The following is a 23,825-nucleotide window of genomic DNA, read 5'->3' as shown; positions in this document are numbered from 1 at the left end:
GCGCTTGCCCTTTTCCGCGTGGCCTTATAAGGGCACGTCCCTTGAGTTTCAGGCTTCGATCTTTGCGGGCGTGGCGGAATGGTAGACGCGCTGGTTTTAGGTACCAGTATCGAAAGATGTGGGGGTTCGAGTCCCTTCGCCCGCACCATTACGCCGCCCTGGGGGAGATGAGGTCGCGAGAATTGGCCCCGTAAGGCCCGTTGAATTGCACAGGAAGGCATTTGAAATGCAGATCGTCGAAACCACCAACGAAGGCCTGAAGCGCGCCTACACGGTGACCATCCCCGCCACGACCATCACTGCCCGCGTCGAAGGCGAGATCAAGAAGATCGCCCCGCAGGTGAAGATGCCCGGCTTCCGCGCCGGCAAGGTTCCGGCCAACCTCGTCAAGAAGATGCACGGCGAAGCGATCCACCAGGACGCGCTGAACGCCACGATCCGCGAAGCCATGGACAAGCTGGTCGCCGACCACGCCCTGCGCCCCGCGATGAACCCCGACGTCGCCCTCGGCGAAGGTTACGAGCAGGGCAAGGATGCCGAGCTGACCGTCAGCCTCGAAGTGCTGCCGACGATCGCCGCCCCTTCGCTTGACGGCCTCAAGCTCGAAAAGCTGGTCGTGCCCGTGGCCGAAGACGCCGTGACCGAAGCCGTGGAGCGTATCGCTTCGCAGCAGCAGCGCTTCGAAGCCAAGGACGGCGCCGCCGCCGACGGCGACCAGGTCATCATCGACTTCACCGGCAAGCTCGACGGCGTCGAGTTCGACGGCGGCAAGGCCGAGAAGGCCCCGCTGGTGATCGGTTCGAACCGCTTCATCCCCGGTTTCGAAGAGCAGCTCGTCGGCATCAAGGCCGGTGAAGAGCGCGTCATCACCGTGACCTTCCCCGAAGACTACCAGGCCGCGAACCTCGCCGGCAAGGAAACCACCTTCGACATCGTCGCCCACGAAGTGAAGGCGCCTGCCGAATCGAAGATCGACGACGACTTCGCCAAGGAACTCGGCCTTGAGAGCCTTGAGCAGCTTCAGGGCCTCCTGAAGGGCCAGCTGGAGCAGGAAACTGCCGGCCTGACCCGCACCGCCATGAAGCGCCAGCTGCTCGACCAGCTTGCCGCCGGCCATGATTTCGACGTGCCGCCGACCATGGTGGAAGCCGAATTCTCGCAGATCTGGCAGCAGCTGACCCACGAAGCCAGCCACGAGGAAGACCCGGCCGCCGCTCTCGCCGAGATCGAAGCCGAGAAGGACGACTACCGCAAGATCGCCGAGCGCCGCGTGCGTCTGGGCCTGCTCCTGTCGGAAATCGGCCAGTCGAACGGCGTCGAAGTCACCGCGCAGGAAATGCAGATGCTGGTCTCGCAGGCCGCTCAGCAGTACCGTCCGGAAGACCGCCAGCGCTTCTTCGAATACGTCCAGCAGGACCCGATGATGGCCGCCCAGCTGCGCGCGCCGCTCTACGAGGACAAGGTCGTCGACTTCCTGATCGAGAAGGCCGAAGTCACCGAGCGTGAAGTGACCCGCGACGAGCTGCAGGCCGCCATCGAAGCCGACACCGACGGCGAGAAGGTCGAAGCCAAGAAGCCGGCCAAGAAGGCCCCGGCGAAGAAGGCTGCTGCCAAGAAGGAAGCTGCCGAGGCTCCGGCCCCAGAAGCATCTGAGGAAGCTGCCGCCGAGGAAAAGCCGAAGAAGGCTCCCGCCAAGAAGGCTTCGGCCAAGAAGGACGAAGCAGCCGAGGGCGAAGCTGAAGCCAAGCCTGCCAAGAAGGCACCGGCCAAGAAGGCTGCCGCCAAGAAGGAAGACTGATCGCTTCCATCGGACGGATCGTCACGAAACGGCCCGGTGCAGCGATGCACCGGGCCGTTTTCGTTTTGGCCGCCCAATTTTCGACCTCATTTTCCGGAGACGTCCATGCAGATCGCGGTTCTTACGTTCGACGGTTTCAACGAACTCGACTCGTTCGTGGCCTCAGGCATTCTCAATCGCATGAAATCGCGTGGCTGGGCCGCGCATATCACCTCGCCCTCGGTGCAGGTGACCTCGATGAACGGGGTTACGATCGAGCGGCAGAAGCCGCTGGAATTTGCGACCGAGGCGGATGCGGTGCTGATCGGCAGCGGCATTCTCACTCGCGAGATCGCGCGCGACGAGGCGCTGCTGTCGCGAATCATGCTCGACCCCGCGCGCCAGCTCATCGGGGCGCAGTGCTCGGGCACGCTGCTGCTGGCGAAGCTCGGGTTGATCGGCGATCTGCCCGCCTGCACCGATCTCACGACCCGGCCCTGGGTGATCGAGGCGGGGGTGAACGTGGTCGACCGGCCTTTCGTGGCCCATGGCAATGTCGCCACTGCGGGCGGGTGCCTGGCCTCGCAATATCTCGCGGCCTGGACGATCGCCCGCGGCGCTTCGCCCGGCGATGCCGAGGAGGCGCTTCATTATGTGGCGCCGGTGGGCGAAAAGGAGCTTTACGTGGAGCGTGCGATGGCGGTGGTCGCGCCCTGGCTGGCGCAGGAAAGCCTGAAGGGTGCGGAACCGGCGTGAAGGGCGCTGCAAACCGCCCGGAAGCGGCACAACTTGTGCTCCACACGGCGTTTGCCCCCCGATAGTTGTGTGTCTTGCATCGATTGACGGCTTAAAGCCCTTGAACATCGGGCGGGGGCACGCGACATAGGCGGTCCAAACCAGAAGAGGACTCCCATGCTCGACCTGTTTGGCGCTTCGGGCGCCCAAGGAAAGTTCACAACCGACCCCGTGACCGGCGCGTTGGTGCCGATGGTCGTCGAGCAGACCAGCCGCGGTGAACGCAGCTTCGACATCTATTCGCGCCTCCTGCGCGAGCGCATCGTTTTCGTGACCGGCCAGGTCGAGGACCACATGGCCTCGCTGATCGTCGCGCAGCTCCTGTTCCTCGAGTCGGAAAACCCCTCGAAGGACATCTCGATGTACATCAACTCGCCGGGCGGCGTGGTGACGGCCGGCATGGCCATCCACGACACCATGCAGTACATCAAGCCGCGCGTCTCGACCGTGTGCATCGGCCAGGCCGCCTCGATGGGCAGCTTCCTGCTCGCCGCCGGTGAGCCGGGCATGCGCATCGCTCTGCCGAACGCCCGCATCATGGTCCACCAGCCCTCGGGCGGCGCCCAGGGCATGGCCTCGGACATCGAGATCCAGGCACGCGAGATCCTGCGGATGCGCAAGCGTCTCAACGACCTCTACGTGAAGTACACCGGCAAGTCGCTCGACGAGATCGAGAAGGCGATGGACCGTGACACCTTCCTCGAAGCCGAGGAAGCGCTGGCGTTCGGCCTCGTCGACAAGGTCTTCGAGACCCGCCCCGACGGCGACAAGCCGACCGAAGCCTGAACATGACCGCAAGGCCGGAGTTCTGCCCATGGTTTGGCAAGACTTCGGCCTTCAATCCTTGCGGGGTTATGACCTTTGCAACGGTTATGGGGATACCCATATCGGTCTCAGGATTGCAAAACCGGCCTTGTCCAAGGTAGACTTGATGAGTCGCCTGGAAATGGCCTAAAGACGGAAAATGACGAAATTGAGCGGATCTGACGCGAAAAGCACCCTTTACTGCAGCTTCTGCGGCAAGTCGCAGCACGAAGTGCGCAAGCTGATCGCGGGACCCACGGTCTTCATCTGCGACGAATGCGTCGAGCTTTGCAACGACATCATTCGCGAAGAGACCAAGGCCGGGATCGCGGGCAAGAAGGACGGCGGCGTGCCGTCTCCCCGCGAAATCTGCGAGACGCTTAACGACTACGTGATCGGGCAGGAACGCGCCAAGCGCGTGCTGTCGGTGGCTGTCCACAACCACTACAAGCGGCTGAAGCACAGCGGCAAGCAGGGCGACGTGGAACTGTCCAAGTCGAACATCCTGCTCGTCGGTCCCACGGGTTCGGGCAAGACGCTGCTCGCGCAGACGCTCGCCAAGACCTTCGACGTGCCCTTCACCATGGCCGACGCCACCACGCTGACCGAAGCCGGTTACGTGGGCGAGGACGTGGAGAACATCATCCTCAAGCTGCTCCAGGCTTCCGACTACAATGTCGAGAAGGCGCAGCACGGCATCGTCTACATCGACGAGATCGACAAGATCAGCCGCAAGGCCGAGAATCCGTCGATCACGCGCGACGTTTCGGGCGAGGGCGTGCAGCAGGCGCTGCTGAAGCTGATGGAAGGCACCACCGCCTCGGTTCCGCCGCAGGGCGGCCGCAAGCACCCGCAGCAGGAATTCCTGCAGGTGGACACGACCAACATCCTGTTCATCTGCGGCGGCGCCTTCGCGGGCCTTGAAAAGATCATCGCCGACCGCCTCCAGAAGCGTTCGATCGGCTTCGGCGCTCATGTCGCCGATCCGGACAAGCGCCGCGTGGGCGAACTGCTCCAGAAGGCGGAGCCGGAAGATCTGCTCAAGTTCGGCCTGATCCCCGAATTCGTCGGCCGTCTGCCGGTGATCGCGACCCTCAACGACCTCGACATCGAGGCGCTGGTCAAGATCCTGCGCGAGCCGAAGAACGCGCTGATCAAGCAGTACGCGAAGCTGTTCGACCTCGAAGACGTCGAACTGACCTTCACGGACGAGGCGCTCGAGGCGATCGCCCAGAAGGCCATCGACCGCAAGACCGGCGCGCGCGGCCTGCGCTCGATCGTGGAAGGCCTGCTGCTCGACACCATGTTCGACCTGCCGACCGAAGGCGATATCGCCGAAGTCGTGGTCGATAAGGAAGTGGTCGAAGGCCGCAAGGAACCCGTCCGCGTCCTCAAGGGCGACAAGGCGGAAGCAGCCGCCTGAGGCATCTGAATTCCGGCCTTTCGGGGCCGGATCATGAAAAAGGCCCGTCCGGTTCGTCCGGGCGGGCCTTTTCATTTTTCCATGTTTTCATTTTTCCACGAGGGATAGGTTCTAGACGACCGCCTCGCTCTCCAGAGCACAGGGCGACTCGGCGTCGGTTTCGATCTGGATGGTCGGATGGCCGATGCCGAAGCGGTGTTCCAGCTCATGGGCCAGTTCGTGCAGGCAGCCGTCGCCCCGGTCGGCGCCGGGCTTGACGAGGTGGACGGTCAGCGCCGTCTCAGTCGTGCTCATCGGCCAGACATGCAGGTCGTGGACGCGGGTGACGCCGGGCTGGCTTTCCAAAAAGGCGCGCACGGCGGCGATGTCGATGCTTTCGGGCACGGCCATCATGCCCATCGTCAGCGATTCGCGCAGCAGTCCCCAGCTTGACCAGGCAATGACAGCGGTGATGACCAGCGAGGCGATCGGGTCGACGATCTGCCAGCCGGTGAACAGGATGACGATCCCGGCGATCACCACGCCCGCAGACACCGCCGCATCGGCCATGAGGTGGACGAAAGCGGCGCGCAAGTTGAGGTCGGACTTGCTGCCCTTGGCGAAGAGCAGGGCCGACAGCGCGTTCACCGCGATGCCGAGCGCGGCAACGACGATCATCGTCGTGCCCATGACCGGCGCAGGCTCCGCGAAACGGCGGACCGTCTCGACCAGGATCGCGCCGATGGCGACCCAGAGCAGCGCCGCATTGGCAATCGCTGCGAGAATGGAGGAACTCTTCAGGCCGTAAGTGAAGCGCTCCGAAGGCGGACGCGCGGCGAGTACGCTGGCGGCCCAGGCCAGCAGCAGCGAGAGCACGTCGGAGAGATTATGCCCGGCATCTGCAAGCAGCGCCATCGAGCCGCTGAGGAAGCCCGCCGCCGCCTCGGCGACGACGAAGACGACGTTGAGACCTACCGCAATTGCGAAGGCCTTGCCGATGTCTCCGGCAGGGGGAGGGCCGTGGTGGTGATGGCCATGAGAATGCCCATGGCCATGCGAATGGCCTTTGCCATTTCCGTGGTTGGAATGCCCGTGATCGGAGTGACCGTGATGATGCTGGTGTGCGACGCCCATGGCAATTTCATCGCATGCGCGGGACCTTAACAGCAAGCGATGACGTATCATCTCATGCCGAAAGCGCTTCCGGAGCTGAGACCCAGAAGTCGCGGTGCGTGACATTTATGCCTCACCGCACTTTGTCACATTGGGCAATAAATACCTGATATATATTAATAAATTTGCGAATTTTGCTGAACGCCGAAATTCGGGTCAGAAAATTGCGCGGCGATGATCGGAAATGAATCCCGTGCGTCAGAAGATTGTCATATTGCGCTGCTCTTAGCAGCCGCAGCAAAACCTGCGGCGGGGCAACCCTTTCCGCATTCGGTTCCAACCACTCTGAAGGTTTCCAGGGGGCTAAGATGAAGTTTCAGACCATTCTCTCCACCGCGACCAGCTCGCTCGCCGTCGGCGCCGCGTTCCTCGCTGTCCCGGCATTCGCGCAGTCGACGGGTTCTTCCGACTTCGATGACGCGATCGTCGTGACCGGCGCCCGCACGAACGACATCGTCGGCATCCGCACCCCCGACTCGCCCAAGGCGAAGGTCGTGCTGGACAAGGAATTCATCGCGAACCAGCGCGCTGGCCAGACCGTGAACGACATGATCAACCTCGTTCCCGGCGTCAGCTTCACCAACAACGACCCCTGGGGTTCGAGCGGCGGCAACTTCTCGATCCGCGGCTTCGATTCGAGCCGTATCTCGCAGACCTTCGACGGTATTCCGCTGAACGACTCGGGCAACTACGCGATCTACTCGAACCAGCAGGTCGATCCCGAGCTGATCGAGACCGTCAACGTCAACCTGGGTTCGACCGACGTCGATAGCCCGACCGCTTCGGCCGTCGGCGGTACCGTCAACATCAACACCAAGGTTCCCGACGACAAGTTCGGCATCATGACCAGCCTGTCCTACGGTGACGTGGTGGCCGACGGTTCGGGCGGTTCGGATCGTTCGTACCAGCGCATGTTCGGCAAGGTCGAAACCGGCGAGTTCACCTCGATCGGCACCAAGGCCTGGTTCTCGGGCTCCTATGCCCGTAACGGCGCGGCTTTCGCCAACTACGGCAAGGTCGAGAAGAAGCAGTTCAACGGCAAGATCTACCAGCCGATCGGCACCAACGGCGACTTCGTGTCGCTTGCCGGTCACTACAACGTGAACCGCAACAACTTCGGCGGTTCGCCGTTCCGCGCCAGCGCGTTCACGGGCGACAAGGCCGACCGCTTCTACGACATCGCCGGCGGCGCTGACTGCACCGTCGCGGCCGCCCGTGCCGGCGTGGTGGACTCGCCCAATTCGTGCGGCACCGATTTCGAGCGTCGCTACAACCCGTCGAACACCGGCAACATGCGTCTTGCCTCGCTGTTCCACCTGACCGAAAAGCTCACGCTGTCGGTCGACGCGGCCTATCAGTACACCAAGGCCAACGGCGGCGGCACCACCAGCGCCAATGAGAGCGCCTACACCAGCAACGGCTTCACCGGCACCGGCAACTACGGCGGTTCGTTCTACTTCGGCCGCGATCTCAATGGCGACGGTGATACGCTTGACCGCGTGACCCTGGTTCAGCCGAGCCAGACCAAGACCAACCGCTATGTTGCGATCACCAACCTGGCCTACGAAATCGACGACACCAACCGTGTCCGTCTGTCGTACTCGTTCGACCGCGCTCACCACCGCCAGACCGGCGCTGCCGGCCTGCTCAAGGCGAATGGCGAACCCTTCGACGTGTTCCCGGTCAACGATCCGCTGACCGACCTGGCTGGCAACGTTCTGCAGAAGCGCGACCGTGACTCCTACGCCACGCTCCACAAGATCGCCGGCGAATATCGCGGTGCGTTCTTCGACGAAAAGCTGACCGTCGTGCTCGGCGTGGCCGCGCCGTTCTACAAGCGCGACCTGACGCAGAACTGCTTCACCACCAGCTCGGGCGGTTTCGTCGACTGCGTGCCGGAAGACCAGCAGGCTGCCTACATCGCTGCCAAGCCCTACTCGTATAACGCTACGACGGGTAAGGCGACCGGATCGGCACTGCCGCAGTCGCGCAAGCTCAACTACGACAAGGTACTCCCCAACGTCGGCCTGACCTACAAGATCACGCCGGAACTGAGCATCGCGGGCAGCTACTCGAAGAACATCTCGGTCCCCAGCACCGATACGCTGTACAACGCCTTCTACTTCCCGGCGGACAGCGATGCGGCTTACCGCGTGCCGGAAACCGCAGACAGCTTCGACGCTTCGCTGCGCTACTCGACCCCGCTGGTCCAGGCCACGCTGACCGGCTGGTACACGAAGTACAAGAACCGCCTCGTCACCGCCTATGATATCGATGGCAACGCCACCGATACCAACCTCGGCCCGGTGAAGAAGTACGGTGTCGACGCCAGCGTTTCGGTCCGTCCGGTCCAGCCGCTGTCGCTCTATGCCTTCGGTTCGTGGATCAAGTCGGAAATCCAGAACGATGCCGTCACCGGCGGTTGCACGGGCGTGATTGCAGCTGCAGGCCTTTGCTACACCACGGGCGGCGTGAGCTACCTCCGTACCGCTGGCAAGCGTGAGCGTGCCACCCCCGAATGGCTGTTCGGTGGCCGCGCCCAGCTTGACCTCGGCGACTTCAGCGTCGGCGGCCAGGCCAAGTACACCGGCTCGCGTTACCTGAACGACATCAACGGCACGGTCGGCACCCTGACCGGCGCGAAGTTCAAGAGCTTCACCACGGTGGACCTGAACCTGCGCTACAAGCTGGAGAAGCTCGGTCTCGACAAGAGCGAGATCCAGCTGAACGTCACCAACCTGTTCGACGATTACTACGTCGGTTCGTTCTCGGGCGGTCTCGATACCCTCCCGACCTCGAGCTCGGCCTTCGTGAACTTCGGTGCACCGCGCGCGATCAGCGCCACGTTCATCATGGGCTTCTGATCCGGAGCTTTCGCGCAAGCGAACGGATAGAGGGGGAGGAAACTTCGGTTTCCTCCCCTTTTTTCGTATGCTCGCGGGAGAAGGGAGAGGACGCGATGAATTCGAACGACGAGCCCACGCCCTCGCAGCGCATCGATGCCCGGATCGCGGAACTCGGGGACTGGCGGGGGGCGGTGCTGGCGCGGCTGCGACGGGTGATCCTCGCGGCCGATGCGGAGATCACCGAGGACTGGAAGTGGCGCGGGGTGCCGGTCTGGTATCGCGGCGGCATGATCTGCACCGGCGAGACCTACAAGGCGGCAGTGAAGATGACTTTCGCCAAGGGCGCGGCGCTGGACGATCCTGCCGGGCTGTTCAACGCCAGCCTCGACGGCAACCAGCGCCGCGCCATCGATTTCTATGAAGGAGACGCCATCGACGAACCCGCGCTGACGGCGCTGATTAGAGCGGCGATCGCGCTCAATCTCTCCGGGAAGCCTGCGCGCGGTCGCTAAGACCGGTCAGTCGTAGACGCAGGAATCGAGGCCCTGGGTCTTCACCGTGCCGATCCGGGCGGCGATCGTGTTGCCGTAGCGGCGGGTGAAGCCGGAGGGGCTCTTCACGCTGCGGGTCTTGGGGCTGGGCAGGGCGGCAGCCATGCGGCCCGCCTCGATCGTCGTCAGGTTCGAGGCCGACTGGCCCCAGTAACGCTGGGCGCCCGCTTCCACGCCGTAAGTGCCGATGCCGGTCTCCGCGACGTTGAGGTAGACTTCCATGATCCGCCGCTTGTCCCACAGGTTCTCGATCAGGAAAGTGAACCAGACTTCCAGGCCCTTGCGCAGATAGCGGGTCCAGCCGTCGCCCTGCCAGAGGAAGACGTTCTTGGCGGTCTGCTGGCTGATCGTCGAGCCGCCGCGCAGGCGGCCGCCCGCGGCATTGCGCTCGAAGGCCTTTTCGATTGCCGTCGTGTCGAAGCCGTTGTGGGTGCAGAACTTGCCGTCCTCGGCGGCGATGGCGGCGGCGACCATGTTGCGGTCGATCCGGCTCAGCGGCTGCCAGTCCTTGGTGATGCCGTTGCCGTCCACCAGCATCGTTACCGTCACCGGCGGCGGTACGAAGCGGTAGAGCACGGTCAGCCCCACGCTGATCGCGACGAACCAGAAGACGGTCTTGGCAAGGATGCGCAGCAAAGGAAGGAAGCCCCGGTGTACGGCGAGCGGGAATGCGCACCGTCCGGCGCTCTGACTAGCGATAACCGGCGCGGCGGAAAAGATGCTCGCGCACCGGCTTTCCACCGTACGGCGCAAAAATCAGTCGCGGGTGTCGAAATCGGCGCGGGCGGCGGCTACGGTTTCGAGATGGGCTTCGGCCCAGAGCCAGACGCTGCAGAAGGCCTCGCCCAGGCTGTGGCCCAGCGGGGTGAGACGGTAGTCGACATGGGGTGGGATCACCGGATGGACGGTGCGGTGGACGAAGCCGTCGCGCTCCATCTGGCGCAGCGTCTGCGTGAGCATCTTCTGGCTGATCCCCGGTACGGCCCGAGCGAGGGCGCTGAAGCGGCTTTCGCCGTGCTCCTCCAGGGCCTCCAGCACCAGTAGCGTCCACTTGTCGGCGACGCGGCCGATCAGCTCGTTGACGAGAGCATCGACGCCGGGCACGTTCGAGTAACGGGTAATTGCCGGATTTTCCATTTCTTACTCTCGGGTAACTACGGCACTATTGGGTGCCTACTTTCCAAAATATAGTATCGGCTTACATCCCTTCCCGCAATCTCTTCTCACAGGAGCGAGTTCCATGAAGACCAGCGGAAACACCATCCTTCTCTCCGGCGGCGGCACCGGCATCGGGCGCGAACTGGCGCAGCGCTGGCACGATGCCGGCAATGTCGTGATCGTCACCGGGCGCACGCTTGCCAGCCTGGAGGAAACCGCGAAGGGCCGCGAGAACATCCATGCCTTCGCGCTCGACGTGGCCGATCCGGCGGCGATCGCGGCTTTCGCGGCGGATATCCTCGCGCGGTTCCCGGCCCTCAACGTGCTGGTCAACAATGCCGGGATCATGCCGTTGGAGGACGTTTCGGTCCCTCGCGACCTCTCCCGTGCCGAGGCCTGCGTGGTGACGAACCTGCTCGGCCCGATCCGCATGACCGATGCCTTCATCGGCCACTTGCGCGAGCAGGCCGATGCAGCGATCGTCAACGTCAGTTCCGGTCTCGCCTTCGTGCCGCTGGTGGGCGCGGCGGTCTATTCGGCGACCAAGGCGGCGATCCATTCGTGGAGCGATTCGCTGCGCTTCGCACTCAATGGCGTGGTCGAAGTGATCGAACTGGCGCCGCCCGCGGTGCAGACCGAACTGACGCCCGGCCAGTCCACGCGCGAGGGTTATATGCCGCTGGACGCCTTCATCGACGAAGTGATGGACCTTTTCGCGGTGGTGCCCACGCCCGAGCTGATCGGCGTCCAGCGTCTCGGCTTCCTGCGCAATGCCGAAGCGGAAGGGCGCTATGCGGAGACGTTCGCGGCGTTGAACGGTGCCGCGCATTGAGTGGTTCTCCGCTGGCAAGGAACATTCGCGAATGCTATGAATTTCCATGTTGCAATGCAGCATGAGTGAGCACGCGAATGGCCCGCACGGAAAAGCCTCCCGAGAAGCCTCATAGCCTCGATCTCGCGCTTCAGGGGGGAGGCGCGCATGGCGCCTTCACCTGGGGCGTGCTCGACGGGCTGCTCCAGGAACCGCGCCTCGCGGTGGGCGCGGTGAGCGGGGCCAGCGCGGGGGCGATGAACGCGGCGGTGCTGGTTTCGGGCCTCGTCTGCGGCGGGGCGGAAGGCGCACGGGAGCGGCTGCGCTCGTTCTGGAAGGAACTCAATCGCTCGGGCCGCGAGGCGGGGCCGCTGATCCCGATGATCGAGGCCTTTCCGGAAACCACGCGGGCGATGTCCTCGTGGTGGAACACGATGTTCGGCGATCTCGGCACCGCTCACACTTCGCCGGAGATGGGGCGCGAATTGCAGGAAATCCTGCGCAAGATCATCGAGGAGCACGTCGATTTCGCGGCCATCGCCAGCGACGCGGCGCCGCCGCTGTTCATTTCGGCCACCAATGCGCAGAGCGGCACGGCGCGTATCTTTCACAAGCAGGACCTGACGACCGAGGCCTTGCTCGCCTCGGCTTGCCTGCCGCTCTATTTTCCGCCGGTGACGATCGACGGCAAGGATTACTGGGACGGCGGCTATAGCGCCAATCCGCCGCTCGTGCCGCTGGTGCTGGAAAGCGCGAACGACGATCTGCTGCTGATTACCGTCAATCCGCAAGTGCGCGATCAGACGCCGCGCAATGCCGCCGCCATCGTCGACCGGATTACCGAAATCGGCTTCAACCAGTCCATGCGCAAGGAATTGCAGGGGCTGTTCCTGCTGCAATCCTCGATCGGGCGCACCCGTGCGAAGGATGGCCTGATAGCGCAAGTGGAGCGGCTGCGTTTCCACGAAATCCATGACGAGGAGACGCTCGCTGCCTTTCCGGCGCAGAGCAAGCTGCTGCCGGTGCGGCACTTGTTGCTGACCCTGCGCGATGCGGGCGAGGCGGCGGCCCGGCGCTGGTGCGAGACCTCGATCGAGCGGCTGGGCAAGGAGAGCACTGTCGATCTGGCGAGCCGGTTCGGGCCGGGGTGATGGGAGCCCCGGACGCCTCGTGAAAACTCAACCGTCATCCCAGCTTTCGCAGGGATGACGGTTGAGGGCTATAAAACCCTCAGAGAATTCCCGGCAGATCCAGACCCTTCTCCCGCGCACAATCCAGCGCGATATCGTACCCCGCATCGGCGTGACGCATCACGCCCGTCGCCGGATCGTTCCACAGCACGCGCTCCAGACGCTTGGCGGCGGCTTCGGTGCCGTCAGCGACGATCACCATGCCCGAATGCTGCGAATACCCCATGCCGACGCCGCCACCATGGTGCAGCGACACCCAGGTCGCGCCGGAGGCGGTGTTGAGCAGGGCGTTGAGCAGCGGCCAGTCCGAAACCGCGTCCGAACCGTCGCGCATGGCCTCGGTCTCGCGGTTAGGCGAGGCGACCGAGCCGCTGTCGAGGTGGTCGCGGCCGATGACGACCGGGGCCTTGAGTTCGCCCTTCGCCACCATCTCGTTGAAGGCGAGGCCCAGCCGGTGGCGGTCACCCAGACCGACCCAGCAGATGCGCGCGGGCAGGCCCTGGAACTGGATTTTCTCGCGCGCCATGTCGAGCCAGTTGTGCAGGTGCGCGTGGTCGGGCAGCAGTTCCTTCACTTTGGCGTCGGTTTTGTAGATATCCTCGGCATCGCCGGAGAGCGCGGCCCAGCGGAACGGCCCCACGCCGCGGCAGAACAGCGGGCGGATATAGGCGGGAACGAAGCCGGGGAAGTCGAACGCGTTTTCGACGCCTTCGTTCTTGGCCATTTGGCGGATGTTGTTGCCGTAGTCGGTGGTGGGCACGCCCGCTGCCTGGAAGTCCAGCATGGCCTGGACGTGGACCGCCATGGAGGCCTTGGCTGCCTTGGCGACGGCTTCAGGCTCACGCTCGCGCTTCTCGATCCATTCGGCGACGGTCCAGCCCGCGGGGAGGTAGCCGTTGACGGGATCGTGGGCGGAAGTCTGGTCGGTCAGCAGGTCGGGGCGAATGCCGCGCGCGAACATCTCGGGCAGCAGCTGCGCCGCGTTGCCGAGCAGGCCGACGGAGACCGGCTTCTTCTCGGCATTGGCCTTTTCGATGATCGCCATGGCCTCGTCGATGGTGCTGGCGGCAACGTCAAGATAGCCGGTGCGCAGGCGCATTTCGATGCGGCTGGGCTGGCACTCGATGGCAAGGCACGAGGCACCCGCCATCACGGCCGCGAGCGGCTGCGCGCCGCCCATGCCGCCGAGGCCCGCCGTCAGTAGCCACTTGCCGGAAAGGTCGCCGTTATAGTGCTGGCGGCCCATTTCGACGAACGTCTCGTAAGTGCCCTGAACGATGCCCTGCGTGCCGATGTAGATCCACGAACCGGCGGTCATCTGGCCGTACATGGCAAGGCCGCGCCTATCGAGTTCGTTGAAGTGCTCCCAATTCGCCCATTCCGGCACGAGGTTGGAATTGGCGATCAGCACGCGCGGCGCATCGGCATGGGTGCGGAACACGCCGACCGGCTTGCCGGACTGGACCAGCAGCGTTTCATCGCCCTCAAGGCGGCGCAGGGTTTCGACGATCTTGTCGTAGCTTTCCCAGTCGCGCGCGGCACGGCCGATGCCGCCGTAGACCACCAGTTCCTCCGGCCGTTCGGCTACGTCGGGGTGGAGGTTGTTCATCAGCATCCGCAGCGGGGCTTCGGTGAGCCAGCTCTTTGCGCTGAGTTCGGTGCCGGTCGCGGGCTTGATGACGCGGCTGTTGTCGAGGCGGGTCATGGGCGTGTTCCTCAGGTCAGGTGCGGGCGAAGGCGATGGCGGCCTTCAGCACGTCTTGCAGGATCGGGGTGAGGGCGGCGGCGCGCGCCGCCGAATAGGGCAGGGGCCAGTTGGCTTCGCTCGGCACTTCGGGCTCGTCCATGTAGCCGCGAATGGCGAGTTCCATCTGGATCGCATGGACGCCGCTGGCGGGCTCGCCGTAGTGCCGGGTGGTCCAGCCGCCACGGAAGCGGCCATCGAGAACGTGGGTGAGGCCGCTGGCCTCGCAGACTTGGGTCACGGCGGCGGAAAGCGCCGGATCGCAGGTCTGGCCAAGGTTGGTGCCAATGTTGAACTGCGGCAATTCGCCGTCGAACAGGCGCGGCACATGGCTGCGGATCGAGTGTGCGTCATAGACCACGACTTTGCCGTGAAGCGCACGCAGCCGTGCGATCTCGGAGCGTAGCACGGCGTGGTACGGATCGAACCAGAGCGCGCGGCGGCGGGCGATTTCGGCTTCGTCAGGGCCTTCGGCCTTGTAGAGCGGCTCGCCGTCGAACGTGGTCGTCGGGCAAAGCTCCGTCGTCGCCTGCCCGGGATAGAGCGAGGCGCCCGAAGGATCGCGGTTGAGGTCGATCACGCTGCGCGAAACGCGCGCCGCAATCGTCGTCGCGCCGAGTTCGCGGGCGAAGGCGTAGAGGTCGTCCACCCACCAGTCGGCATCGCGCCTCGCCAGCCATTCCGAGCGGAAGGTCGGGCCGATGTCTGCAAGATCGGTGCCGACATGCGGGAAGGCGACGATGAGCGGCGCCTCCCCGCGATAAAGGACGAAAGGCGCCATCACGAAATCGCCGGGAGGAGGTCCGCCGCCGTATCCGCCAGCGCGCCGGAGCGGATCAGCACGTTGGCCGCTTCCATATCCGGGTGGAAATGGCGGTCGTCGTCCAGCGCGGGGACCTCGGCGCGCAGCACCCCGCGGGCGGCTTCGAGCCAGGTGCTGGAGGTGAGCGGGGCATGGAACTCGATGCCCTGCGCGGCGGCGAGCAGTTCGATGCCGATCACGGCGGTCGCGTTCTCCACCATCGAGAGCAGGCGGCGCGCGCCGTGGGCGGCCATCGAAACGTGATCTTCCTGATTGGCCGAAGTCGGGATCGAGTCCACCGAGGCGGGATAGGCCTTCTGCTTGTTTTCCGAGACCAGCGCGGCGGCGGTCACTTGCGGGATCATGAAGCCCGAATTGAGGCCGGGGCGCGGCGTCAGGAAGGCGGGCAGGCCGGAGAGCGCCGGGTCCACCAACATGGCGATGCGGCGCTCGGAGATCGAGCCGATCTCGCAGACGGCCAGCGCGATCATGTCGGCGGCGAAGGCGACCGGCTCGGCGTGGAAGTTGCCGCCGGACAGGGCTTCGTCCGCCTCCGGGAAGATGAGCGGGTTGTCGGAAACGCCGTTGGCCTCGATCTCCAGCGTCGTCGCCGCCTGGCGCAGCACGTCGAGCGCGGCGCCCATGACCTGCGGTTGGCAGCGCAGGCAATAGGGGTCCTGCACGCGGGCGTCGTTCTCGACATGGCTGGCGCGGATGGCGCTGCCGGCCATCAGGCCGCGCAGGGCATCGGCCACCTCGATCTGTCCGCGATGGCGGCGCAGGGCGTGGATGCGCGGGTCGAACGGGGTGTCGGAGCCTTTGGCGGCCTCGGTGGAAAGCGCGCCGGTGACGAGCGCGGAGCGGAACAGCAGTTCCGCCTCGAACAGCCCGGCCAGCGCATTGGCGGTGGAGAACTGGGTGCCGTTGAGCAGCGCGAGGCCTTCCTTCGGCCCGAGTTCGAGCGGCGCGAGACCGGCGCGGGCGAGGGCCTCGGCGGCGGGCAGGCGCTCGCCTTCAAACACGATCTCGCCCACGCCGATCATCGTCGCGGCCATATGCGAGAGCGGGGCGAGGTCGCCGCTGGCGCCGACCGAACCTTGCGAGGGCACCACCGGGGTCAGGCCCTGCGCCAGCATCGCTTCGAGCAGGGCGACGGTCTCGGGGCGCACGCCCGAGGCGCCTTGCGCAAGGCTGGCGAGCTTCAGGGCCATCATCAGGCGGATCACCGGCACCGGCGAAGGCTCGCCCGTGCCTGCGGCGTGGCTGAGCACGATGTTGCGCTGGAGCGTGGCGAGGTCCTCGTCGCCGATACGCACGCTGGCGAGCTTACCGAAGCCGGTGTTGATGCCGTAGACCGGCTCGCCCTTGGCGAGGATGCGGGCGACGGCGGCGGCGCTTGTCGCCACGCGCGGGGCGCAGGCCGGGTCGAGCTTCACGCCCGCGCCGCGATAGACCGCGCGCCATGCGGCGAGGCTCACGTCTCCGGGCGTGAGAAGGATGTCGTTCATTGTCCACTCCAGATGCGCGCATGGAGCGGATTGAAGCCCATGCGGTAAACGAGGTCGGCCGGGCGCGCGATGTCCCAGATCGCAAGGTCGCAGGCCTTGCCGGGTTCGAGCGTGCCGAGCCGGTGAGATCGGCCCAGCGCCTGCGCGGCATTGCGCGTCACGGCGGCGAGGCATTCCGGCACGGTAAGGCGGAACAGGGTCGCGCCCATGTTCATCGCCAGCAGCAGCGAGGTGAGCGGCGAGGTGCCGGGATTGCAGTCTGTCGCCAGCGCAATCGGCACGCGCGCCTCGCGCAAGCCCGCGACCGGCGGCAGCACGGTCTCGCGGCAGAAGTAGTAGGCGCCCGGCAGCAGCGTGGCGACGGTGCCGGACGCGGCCATGGCGGCAATGCCTGCGCTGTCGAGGTGCTCCAGATGGTCCGCCGAGAGGGCGTTATGGCGGGCGGCGAGGGCGGCGCCGTGGAGGTTGGAAAGCTGTTCGGCGTGGAGCTTTACCGGCAGTCCGTGCGCCTTGGCGGTGCGGAACAGGCGCTCGGTCTGGGCGGGTGAAAAGCCGATGCCCTCGCAGAAGGCATCCACCGCGTCGGCGAGTCCTGCTTCGGCCACGGCGGGGAGCATGACCTCGCAGATGTGGTCGATATAGCCCTCGGCATCGCCCGCGAACTCCGGGGGCAGCGCATGGGCGCCGAGGAAAGTGGTGACGATCCGGACGGGGCGCACTTCGCCCAGCCGCCGCGCGGCGCGCAGCATCTTGAGTTCGCTGGCGAGGTCGAGGCCGTAGCCCGACTTCACCTCGACGGTGGTGACGCCTTCCGCGATCAGCGCATCGAGCCGGGGCAGGGCGGAGGCGACGAGTTCGTCCTCGCTGGCGGCGCGGGTGGCCTTCATGGTCGAGACGATGCCGCCCCCGGCGCGGGCGATTTCCTCGTAGGAGGCGCCTTCCAGCCGCAGCTCGAACTCGCGCGAGCGGTCGCCGCCGAAGATGAGGTGGGTGTGGCAGTCGATCAGGCCCGGCGTGATCCAGCGGCCTTCGCAGTCGATGGTTTCGGCGGCGTCGAATGAAGGAGCCTCCGCCTCCGGACCGGCGTACAAGATCAGGCCGTCCCGCGACGCAATCGCGCCCTGTTCCACCAGGCCCATCGAGTCGCCCGTCATCGTGGCCAGCCGGGCATTTTTCCAGAGCCTGTCGCAGCGCATGACGAGTCCATCCTCCTGTTGCCCCGGTTATTGCATCGACCTGGTTTAATGTATAGACAAAATAATGAAGGAGCTTCCCGCCATGGCCGAAAACCCCGCCAGTTCGATCTTCGCGCAGAGCGCGCTGCTGGACCACGGCTGGGCTGCCGACGTGCGGTTCATAGTCCGGGAAGGACGGATTTCCGCCATCGAGAGCGGCGCGGCGGCGCAGGCGGGCGACGAGCGCCATGCTTGCGTGATCCCCGGCCTCGGCAATCTCCATAGCCATGCCTTCCAGCGCGGCATGGCGGGGCTGGCCGAGCAGCGCGGCGATACCGACGACAGCTTCTGGACTTGGCGCGAGGTCATGTACCGTTTCCTCGACCGGATGACGCCGGACGACCTCCATGCGGTGGCCGCCATGGCCTATCTGGAGATGCTGGAGAGCGGTTTCATCCGCGTCGGCGAATTTCATTATCTCCACCACGATCCCGAAGGCCGGGCTTATGGCGATCCCGCCGAGATGAGCGCGGCGATCGCCCGCGCGGCGGGAGAGGTCGGGCTGGGGCTGACGCTGCTGCCGGTGTTCTACGCCCATTCGGGCTTCGGCGCGCAGCCGCCGAGTACGGGCCAGCGGCGCTTCCTCCATGATCTCGACGGCTTCGCGCGGCTGCTCGATGGGGCGCGGCAGGCGGTGAGTGGGCTGGACGATGCGGTGGTCGGTCTCGCGCCGCATAGCCTGCGCGCCGTCTCGCCCCAGCAACTGGCGGCGCTGGAGGCGATGGCGGGCGCCGGGCCGATCCATATCCACATTGCCGAGCAGGTCCGCGAGGTGGCGGACTGTCTCGCCTGGAGCGGGCAGCGGCCGGTGGAATGGCTGCTCGATCATGCCGAAGTGGACGCGCGCTGGTGCCTCGTCCACGCGACGCACATGACCGAGGACGAGACCCGGCGGCTCGCCCGCAGCGGCGCGGTCTCGGGGCTTTGCCCGATCACCGAGGCCAATCTCGGCGACGGGCTGTTTCCGGCGCGGGCCTATCTGGACGCGGGCGGGCGCTGGGGCGTGGGCAGCGACTCGAACGTGCTGATCGATGCCGCCGAGGAACTGCGGCTGTTCGAGTATGGCCAGCGGCTCCAGCATCGCGGACGCAATATTGTCGCGAGCCGTGAGATGCGCTCCACCGGCGAGACGCTCTGGCGTCAGGCAGTGCAGGGCGGCGCGCAGGCGCTCGGCGTAAAGTGCGGGCTTTCCATCGGCTTGCCGTTCGATGCCGTCTCGCTTGACCTCGATCATCCCTCTCTGGCGATGCGCGGCAGCGAGCGCCTGCTCGACGGGCTGGTCTTCGCCGCCGGACGGAGCGCGGTGGATTGCGTCTGGCGCTTCGGCGCGCAAGTGGTAAGCGGAGGCCGTCACCTTGCGCGGGATGCGGTCGTCCGGCGCTACAGGGACAAGTTGGGCAGGCTGATCGGGTGAACTTACCGCTCCACGAACGCATCCGTCAGGATTTCGAGACGCGCATCCTTTCCGGCGCGCTGGCTCCTGGCGCGCGCCTGCCGACCGAGCAGGCGCTGATGGCGGATTACGACTGCGCGCGCATGACGGTGAACAAGGCGCTGACCGCGCTCGCCACCGCAGGTCTGGTGGACCGGCGCAAGAAGGCGGGCACTTTCGTCGCCCGGCCGCGCGTCCACGCGATGGCCATGGATATTCCCGATATCGGCGCACAAGTGGCCGAGCGCGGGCAGACCTATCGTTTCGATCTCGGCCTGCGGCGTGAGCTGACCGGCGGGCAGGCACGGCTGGAGTGGAAAGTGGACCGCGCGGTGCCGCTGCTCGAACTGGAAGGCGTGCATTTCGCCGACGGCACACCCTTTGCGTGGGAACACCGCTTCGTGAACGTCGCTGCGGTGCCGGAGATATCGGCGGCGGACTTCACCGGCTCCTCGCCCGGTACATGGCTGCTGGAACATGTCCCCTGGACCGAGGCCGACGCCCATATCACCGCGACCGGGGCCAGCGCCGCCGAGGCGCGCGCGCTGGCGGTGGAGCCGGGCGAGCCATGCCTCTGCGTGGCGCGCAAGACCTGGCGCGGGCCGGAGCCGATCACGTATGTCCGCCAGCTTTTCGTCGCCGGAGCCTACGAACTGACTGCGCATTTCGGACCGGGCGCGCGCCGCGAAGGCTGACCTCAGCTCAGCAGGCGCCCCGTGATCGTCATGCTCACTTCGGCGGTCTCGCCCGGCTCCAGCCAGAGCATCGTTTCCGGCGCGCGGTTGATTGCATCGGTGGCGTGGCTGACCGGCTCGACGCAGAAATAGTCCTGCCCCTCGGGCGTGAAGACCACCGTGGTCGCCAGTTCCTGCGAAGGCGCGATCGTCAGGCCGAGGCCGCGTGCGGGCCAGTCGATTTCGAGCAGGCCCTCGCGCCCGGTATAGGCGGTGTCGACCGCGCGGCTGCCGACCGGGGCGCCCTGCCACCAGTCGATCGCTTCCTCGTGCTCGTCGAGCGAACTCGGCAGGCAGTCGGGGGTGTTGTACCACTCGCCGTGGTGCAGCCCGCGATAGAGGGTCGTCGCATCGCGCGGGAAATAGGGGTGGAAGCCGAGGCCAGCGGGCATCGTCGCCTCTCCGAGATTGGTGACGGAGAGCGTCGTCTTCACACCTTGCGCGCCCAGTTTGAAAGTCTGGCGCGCGCGATAGGGCCAGGGCCATTCGCCGCCGGGGTAGGCGTGTTCGAGAATGGCGCGCTCCTCGCTCTGCTCAACCACATCCCATGCCGAAAGCCAGCCGAAGCCGTGGAGCGGGTGCGGATGGTCGGAGCCGGGAAAGTTCGGTGCGATCGTGCCCTTGCGCGCGCCGGTATTGAAGCGCCCGCGGGCGATGCGGTTGGAGAAGGGCACCAGCGGGAAGCTGGCGACATCGAAGATCGTCTCCCCGCAGACCGGCCGCATCAGCGCCTCGCCGCGCCAGTCCAGCCGCAGCACGGCGCCGCCGCGTTCGGGGGCCAGTTCCAGCCGATAGCCGTATGCTTCGAGGTCGATCATCGCTTCCGGTCCACTCCCATGGGACTGCCGCAGGCCTTGATGGCCGCGCTGGCAAGATCGAGGTAGCGCTAACAAAGGCTTGCTGGCAAGCCCGGTCAGCGGGGACGGGGCAATGCGTGCGATTGATGCGTTCCGTTCATCACGGCGTGCTCGTTTACCGGGCTAATCGTGGGCGAGGCATCGGCCTATCTTGCCGGCAGGCGCCGTCGCTCCCCCCAATCCCCTGCCCAAGTCCCCCTGCGTGGCGGCTGCCCAAGGAGAATTTCCCATGAAGACCCGCATTCTCGGCCGCAGCGGCCTCGAAGTATCGGCCCTCGGCTTCGGCTGCATGGGCCTCGATTTCGGCTATGCGACCAAAGTGAGCAAGGACGAGGGCGTCGCCCTGATCCGCGCCGCCGTCGATCGCGGCGTGACTTTCTTCGACACTGCCGAAGTCTACGGTCCTTATACCAATGAGGAAATGGTCGGCGAGGCATTGCGGCCGCGGCGTGACGAAGTGGTGATCGCCACCAAGTTCGGCTTCGATATCGTCGATGGCGAGATGAAGGGCCTGAACAGCCGTCCCGAGCAGATCCGCGCGGTCGCCGACGCCTCGCTCAAGCGGCTGGGCGTCGAGGTGATCGACCTGTTCTACCAGCACCGCGTCGATCCCGCCGTGCCGATCGAGGACGTGGCGGGCACCGTCAAAGACCTGATCGCCGAGGGCAAAGTGCGCCACTTCGGCATGTCCGAACCCGGCGCCGCGACCGTCCGCCGCGCCCATGCGGTGCAGCCGGTGGCGGTGCTTCAGAACGAATATTCGCTCTGGACGCGCGGGGTGGAGACCAACGGAATTCTTGAGGCTTGCGAGGAACTCGGCATCGGCCTCGTGCCCTATTCGCCGCTCGGCAAGGGATTCCTCACCGGCGCCATGAGCCGCGAAACCAGCCTCGGCGAAGGCGATTTCCGCAGCCGCCTGCCGCGCTTCACGCCCGAGGCGATGGACAAGAACCAGGCGCTGGTCGATCTGCTGAAGTCGGTCGCCGGGATCAAGGGCGCCACGCCCGCGCAGATCGCGCTGGCCTGGCTGCTGGCGCAGAAGCCCTGGATCGTGCCGATCCCCGGCACCACCAAGCTGCACCGGCTGGAAGAGAACATCGCTGCCGCCGATGTGGCGCTTTCGGCGCAGGAACTGGCCGATCTCCAGACCGCCGCCGACGCCATCCAGGTGGAGGGCGACCGCTACCCACCCGAACTCATGGCGACGATCGGGCGCTGAACGGGAAACGGCCGGGGCGACCCGGCCGTTTTGTCATGCATCGGGCTGGTTTATGTCCGATAACGGGGAGCGGATGGACCGAGTGGAATGGCGGGATGGTCGGGGTTAGGAGATGGTCAGCTTTTGGAGCGAAGATAATGGAAAGCCGCCTCACTACTTAGTAAGCGTGCAGAATGATAGATGCTCAGCGATACAATATCCGCGATGCAAAGGGTCGTTTGCTTTGCCCTTCATGCGGTTTTCCCGAATTTTCCAACAAAGCCGCATACGATGAGAGTGGCGGATTGGCGGGTGTCACAATATGTCCTTGCTGCATGTGGGAACCCGGCTTCGATGATAACCCCTACGCATCAGGCAAAGCCCAAGAGACTATTCTGGCGTCCTTAAAGGCATATCGCGCCGAGTGGGGCAAGGTGATGAAATGGCAAGGTAGGTCAAGTAAATGTCCAGAAGACTGGAATGGCGAGCGACAGCTTTCACTCCTGTTTGAGATCGCGCCCATCGTCCGATAATCGGCGAATCCGGAATGACAGCTTCTCGCGATTAAAACCCTGAAAGCTGTCATTCAGGTGGCGGGAAGACATGAGCGCGCCTTCAACGGCCTGCGTTCCGGGTAATCGGACTACATTCAGGCTTGCCGGTCTTTCACCCAACCCCGCTCAGGCTGAGCCTGTCGAAGCCCGCCCGCGACGTTGGACCATCCGCCTGATCCCCCTCATGCAGGGTTCTGACGCCGGGGGCTTCGACAGGCTCAGCCTGAGCGGGTTGGGAGGTCGGTTTCGGAGCGAATCCGCAAAGTCGGGTCCCACATGAAACCCGCATCGAAACCACCACCCCTCTACTCCCCCCGATAGCGCAAGGCGTCCACCAGCAGTCGAAAGGCGGCGGAGGGCTGGCGGCGGCTGGGGTAGTAGAGGTGGTAGCCCGAGAACGGCTGGCACCAGTCGTCGAGCAGGGGCACCAGCCGTCCGGCGTCGATATGCGGCTTGGCGTAAGTGTCCATCATCATGGCGATTCCGGCGCCGTCCAGCGCGGCTTGCAGGATCATTGCCATGCTGTCGAAAGTCAGCTGGCCGTCGACGCGGACGTTGAGTTCGCGGCCGTCCTTCTCGAATTCCCAGGCGAAGATGCTGCCCCGCGTGCGGAAGCGCAAGTTGATGCACTGGTGCGCGGCAAGGTCGTGCGGGGTCTGGGGAATGCCGTGGCGCTCGATATAGTCCGGCGAAGCGACCGGCACGAGCCGGGCGTGCGGGCCGATGCGCACCGCGATCATGTCCCGCGCGATGGATTCGCCGAGACGCACGCCCGCGTCGAAGCGCTCGGCGACGATGTCCACGAAGCCGGAATCGATGTTCAGCTCGACATTGATGTCCGGATAGAGCGGCAGGAACTTGCGCAGGACCGGCCAGATCACCGAATTCGCCGCATGTTCCGAAGCGGTGAGACGGACGGTGCCCGCCGGCTTGTCGCGCAGCTCGCTGACAGTGGCGAGGCCCATGGCGATCTCGTCCATCGCCGGGCGCAAGGTGGCGAGCAGACGCTCGCCCGCCTCGGTGGGCGAGACCGCGCGGGTGGTGCGCGAGAGCAGGCGCACGCCGAGCCGCGATTCCAGGCGGCGGATCGTATGACTCAGCGCCGATTGCGAGGAACCCAGTTTGGCGGCGGCGCGGGTGAAGCTGCCTTCGTCGGCAACGGCGATGAAGGCGGTCAGGTCGGCGAGATGTTCGCGGTGCATTGATGCGCGCATATCATGACTGTCATGCGGTTTCGCCGAAAAAGCGTCGGGA

Annotated in this window: 21 protein-coding genes and 1 tRNA gene; 13 read left to right on the top strand and 9 right to left on the bottom strand. The window is 65.4% G+C overall.

All coding sequences use genetic code 11. The features are described from left to right. Positions 1-64 precede the first annotated feature (64 nt). From ACZ1II_RS18770 to clpX, 5 genes are all read left to right on the top strand, one after another. A tRNA-Leu gene (locus ACZ1II_RS18770) sits at positions 65-148 on the top strand. A gap of 78 nt (positions 149-226) precedes the next feature. Further along, the gene (tig, locus tag ACZ1II_RS18765; protein ID WP_465145113.1) at positions 227-1,798 is read left to right on the top strand and encodes a trigger factor; all 1,572 of its coding nucleotides are present in this window, start codon (positions 227-229) and stop codon (positions 1,796-1,798) included. 105 nt (positions 1,799-1,903) lie between these two features. After that, positions 1,904-2,533 (top strand): DJ-1/PfpI family protein, encoded by a 630-nt coding sequence (locus tag ACZ1II_RS18760; RefSeq protein ID WP_465145112.1) that lies wholly within the window; start codon positions 1,904-1,906, stop codon positions 2,531-2,533. Between the two features lie 156 nt (positions 2,534-2,689). Next, positions 2,690-3,358: an ATP-dependent Clp endopeptidase proteolytic subunit ClpP gene (gene clpP, locus ACZ1II_RS18755; protein WP_334182570.1), complete on the top strand. Its 669-nt coding sequence runs from the start codon at positions 2,690-2,692 to the stop codon at positions 3,356-3,358. A 178-nt stretch (positions 3,359-3,536) separates the two neighbouring features. After that, positions 3,537-4,799 (top strand): ATP-dependent Clp protease ATP-binding subunit ClpX, encoded by a 1,263-nt coding sequence (gene clpX / locus ACZ1II_RS18750; RefSeq protein WP_147215686.1) that lies wholly within the window; start codon positions 3,537-3,539, stop codon positions 4,797-4,799. A 111-nt stretch (positions 4,800-4,910) separates the two neighbouring features. On the opposite strand, the gene ACZ1II_RS18745 is transcribed toward clpX, so the two are convergent. Beyond that, positions 4,911-5,912: a cation diffusion facilitator family transporter gene (locus ACZ1II_RS18745; RefSeq protein ID WP_465145111.1), complete on the bottom strand. Its 1,002-nt coding sequence runs from the start codon at positions 5,910-5,912 to the stop codon at positions 4,911-4,913. A 347-nt stretch (positions 5,913-6,259) separates the two neighbouring features. Between ACZ1II_RS18745 and ACZ1II_RS18740 the strand changes: the two genes are divergently transcribed. Both ACZ1II_RS18740 and ACZ1II_RS18735 read left to right on the top strand, forming a co-directional pair. After that, positions 6,260-8,815, top strand: coding sequence for a TonB-dependent receptor (locus ACZ1II_RS18740; RefSeq protein WP_465145110.1), 2,556 nt, complete (start codon positions 6,260-6,262; stop codon positions 8,813-8,815). A gap of 95 nt (positions 8,816-8,910) precedes the next feature. After that, positions 8,911-9,309 (top strand): DUF1801 domain-containing protein, encoded by a 399-nt coding sequence (locus tag ACZ1II_RS18735; protein ID WP_465145109.1) that lies wholly within the window; start codon positions 8,911-8,913, stop codon positions 9,307-9,309. A gap of 6 nt (positions 9,310-9,315) precedes the next feature. Here ACZ1II_RS18735 and mtgA read toward each other — a convergent pair whose 3' ends face one another. Then, a complete protein-coding gene (mtgA, locus tag ACZ1II_RS18730; protein WP_465147334.1) occupies positions 9,316-9,981 on the bottom strand; it encodes a monofunctional biosynthetic peptidoglycan transglycosylase in 666 nt (221 codons plus the stop codon). A gap of 123 nt (positions 9,982-10,104) precedes the next feature. Next, positions 10,105-10,485, bottom strand: a complete 381-nt coding sequence (locus ACZ1II_RS18725) for a winged helix-turn-helix transcriptional regulator (RefSeq protein ID WP_465145108.1) — start codon at positions 10,483-10,485, stop codon at positions 10,105-10,107. 103 nt (positions 10,486-10,588) lie between these two features. Here ACZ1II_RS18725 and ACZ1II_RS18720 point away from each other — a divergent pair, with 103 nt between their 5' ends. Together ACZ1II_RS18720 and ACZ1II_RS18715 are read left to right on the top strand one after the other, a co-directional pair. Continuing rightward, a complete protein-coding gene (locus tag ACZ1II_RS18720; protein ID WP_465145107.1) occupies positions 10,589-11,338 on the top strand; it encodes an SDR family oxidoreductase in 750 nt (249 codons plus the stop codon). Between the two features lie 65 nt (positions 11,339-11,403). Then, entirely contained in the window at positions 11,404-12,468 is a 1,065-nt protein-coding gene (locus ACZ1II_RS18715; RefSeq protein ID WP_465145106.1) for a patatin-like phospholipase family protein, read from the top strand. A 79-nt stretch (positions 12,469-12,547) separates the two neighbouring features. Here the strand turns inward: ACZ1II_RS18715 and hutU are convergent, their stop codons facing one another. The 4 genes from hutU to hutI are packed head-to-tail and all read right to left on the bottom strand — an operon-like array spanning position 12,548 to position 17,757. Next, positions 12,548-14,212 (bottom strand): urocanate hydratase, encoded by a 1,665-nt coding sequence (gene hutU / locus ACZ1II_RS18710; protein WP_465145105.1) that lies wholly within the window; start codon positions 14,210-14,212, stop codon positions 12,548-12,550. Between the two features lie 16 nt (positions 14,213-14,228). Further along, complete coding sequence (gene hutG, locus ACZ1II_RS18705) at positions 14,229-15,032, bottom strand: N-formylglutamate deformylase (RefSeq protein ID WP_465145104.1); 804 nt, start codon at positions 15,030-15,032, stop codon at positions 14,229-14,231. Continuing rightward, positions 15,032-16,561, bottom strand: a complete 1,530-nt coding sequence (hutH, locus tag ACZ1II_RS18700; protein WP_465145103.1) for a histidine ammonia-lyase — start codon at positions 16,559-16,561, stop codon at positions 15,032-15,034. Before hutH ends, hutG begins: the two co-directional genes overlap by 1 nt. Further along, positions 16,558-17,757: an imidazolonepropionase gene (gene hutI, locus ACZ1II_RS18695; protein ID WP_465145102.1), complete on the bottom strand. Its 1,200-nt coding sequence runs from the start codon at positions 17,755-17,757 to the stop codon at positions 16,558-16,560. The genes hutH and hutI overlap by 4 nt, the downstream gene beginning before the upstream one ends. Before the next feature lie 82 nt (positions 17,758-17,839). Between hutI and ACZ1II_RS18690 the strand changes: the two genes are divergently transcribed. Continuing rightward, positions 17,840-19,210 carry a formimidoylglutamate deiminase gene (locus tag ACZ1II_RS18690; RefSeq protein WP_465145101.1) on the top strand — a complete coding sequence of 457 codons (1,371 nt, stop codon included), beginning with the start codon at positions 17,840-17,842 and terminating at the stop codon, positions 19,208-19,210. Next, positions 19,207-19,923: a UTRA domain-containing protein gene (locus ACZ1II_RS18685; protein ID WP_465145100.1), complete on the top strand. Its 717-nt coding sequence runs from the start codon at positions 19,207-19,209 to the stop codon at positions 19,921-19,923. The genes ACZ1II_RS18690 and ACZ1II_RS18685 overlap by 4 nt, the downstream gene beginning before the upstream one ends. A 2-nt stretch (positions 19,924-19,925) precedes the next feature. On the opposite strand, the gene ACZ1II_RS18680 is transcribed toward ACZ1II_RS18685, so the two are convergent. Next, complete coding sequence (locus tag ACZ1II_RS18680; protein WP_465145099.1) at positions 19,926-20,780, bottom strand: aldose 1-epimerase; 855 nt, start codon at positions 20,778-20,780, stop codon at positions 19,926-19,928. Between the two features lie 268 nt (positions 20,781-21,048). Here ACZ1II_RS18680 and ACZ1II_RS18675 point away from each other — a divergent pair, with 268 nt between their 5' ends. Both ACZ1II_RS18675 and ACZ1II_RS18670 read left to right on the top strand, forming a co-directional pair. Further along, positions 21,049-22,038, top strand: coding sequence for an aldo/keto reductase (locus ACZ1II_RS18675; RefSeq protein ID WP_465145098.1), 990 nt, complete (start codon positions 21,049-21,051; stop codon positions 22,036-22,038). Between the two features lie 173 nt (positions 22,039-22,211). Then, positions 22,212-22,550, top strand: coding sequence for a hypothetical protein (locus tag ACZ1II_RS18670; RefSeq protein WP_465145097.1), 339 nt, complete (start codon positions 22,212-22,214; stop codon positions 22,548-22,550). Positions 22,551-22,876: 326 nt separating this feature from the next. Here ACZ1II_RS18670 and ACZ1II_RS18665 read toward each other — a convergent pair whose 3' ends face one another. After that, the gene (locus ACZ1II_RS18665) at positions 22,877-23,773 is read right to left on the bottom strand and encodes a LysR family transcriptional regulator (RefSeq protein ID WP_465145096.1); all 897 of its coding nucleotides are present in this window, start codon (positions 23,771-23,773) and stop codon (positions 22,877-22,879) included. Positions 23,774-23,825 lie beyond the last annotated feature (52 nt).

Source organism: Novosphingobium sp. BL-S-20, assembly GCF_055521635.1.
This window is presented reverse-complemented; position numbering and strand designations above follow the sequence as displayed.

What these genes read in the sequence shown, in the direction of transcription:
- tig (WP_465145113.1), top strand. Translation starts at nt 227, where the DNA reads ATGCAGATCGTCGAAACCACCAACGAAGGCCTGAAGCGCGCCTACACG.
- ACZ1II_RS18760 (WP_465145112.1), top strand. Translation starts at nt 1,904, where the DNA reads ATGCAGATCGCGGTTCTTACGTTCGACGGTTTCAACGAACTCGACTCG.
- clpP (WP_334182570.1), top strand. Translation starts at nt 2,690, where the DNA reads ATGCTCGACCTGTTTGGCGCTTCGGGCGCCCAAGGAAAGTTCACAACC.
- clpX (WP_147215686.1), top strand. Translation starts at nt 3,537, where the DNA reads ATGACGAAATTGAGCGGATCTGACGCGAAAAGCACCCTTTACTGCAGC.
- ACZ1II_RS18745 (WP_465145111.1), bottom strand. Translation starts at nt 5,912, where the DNA reads ATGGGCGTCGCACACCAGCATCATCACGGTCACTCCGATCACGGGCAT.
- ACZ1II_RS18740 (WP_465145110.1), top strand. Translation starts at nt 6,260, where the DNA reads ATGAAGTTTCAGACCATTCTCTCCACCGCGACCAGCTCGCTCGCCGTC.
- ACZ1II_RS18735 (WP_465145109.1), top strand. Translation starts at nt 8,911, where the DNA reads ATGAATTCGAACGACGAGCCCACGCCCTCGCAGCGCATCGATGCCCGG.
- ACZ1II_RS18725 (WP_465145108.1), bottom strand. Translation starts at nt 10,485, where the DNA reads ATGGAAAATCCGGCAATTACCCGTTACTCGAACGTGCCCGGCGTCGAT.
- ACZ1II_RS18720 (WP_465145107.1), top strand. Translation starts at nt 10,589, where the DNA reads ATGAAGACCAGCGGAAACACCATCCTTCTCTCCGGCGGCGGCACCGGC.
- hutU (WP_465145105.1), bottom strand. Translation starts at nt 14,212, where the DNA reads ATGACCCGCCTCGACAACAGCCGCGTCATCAAGCCCGCGACCGGCACC.
- hutG (WP_465145104.1), bottom strand. Translation starts at nt 15,032, where the DNA reads ATGGCGCCTTTCGTCCTTTATCGCGGGGAGGCGCCGCTCATCGTCGCC.
- hutH (WP_465145103.1), bottom strand. Translation starts at nt 16,561, where the DNA reads ATGAACGACATCCTTCTCACGCCCGGAGACGTGAGCCTCGCCGCATGG.
- hutI (WP_465145102.1), bottom strand. Translation starts at nt 17,757, where the DNA reads ATGCGCTGCGACAGGCTCTGGAAAAATGCCCGGCTGGCCACGATGACG.
- ACZ1II_RS18690 (WP_465145101.1), top strand. Translation starts at nt 17,840, where the DNA reads ATGGCCGAAAACCCCGCCAGTTCGATCTTCGCGCAGAGCGCGCTGCTG.
- ACZ1II_RS18680 (WP_465145099.1), bottom strand. Translation starts at nt 20,780, where the DNA reads ATGATCGACCTCGAAGCATACGGCTATCGGCTGGAACTGGCCCCCGAA.
- ACZ1II_RS18675 (WP_465145098.1), top strand. Translation starts at nt 21,049, where the DNA reads ATGAAGACCCGCATTCTCGGCCGCAGCGGCCTCGAAGTATCGGCCCTC.
- ACZ1II_RS18670 (WP_465145097.1), top strand. Translation starts at nt 22,212, where the DNA reads ATGATAGATGCTCAGCGATACAATATCCGCGATGCAAAGGGTCGTTTG.
- ACZ1II_RS18665 (WP_465145096.1), bottom strand. Translation starts at nt 23,773, where the DNA reads ATGCACCGCGAACATCTCGCCGACCTGACCGCCTTCATCGCCGTTGCC.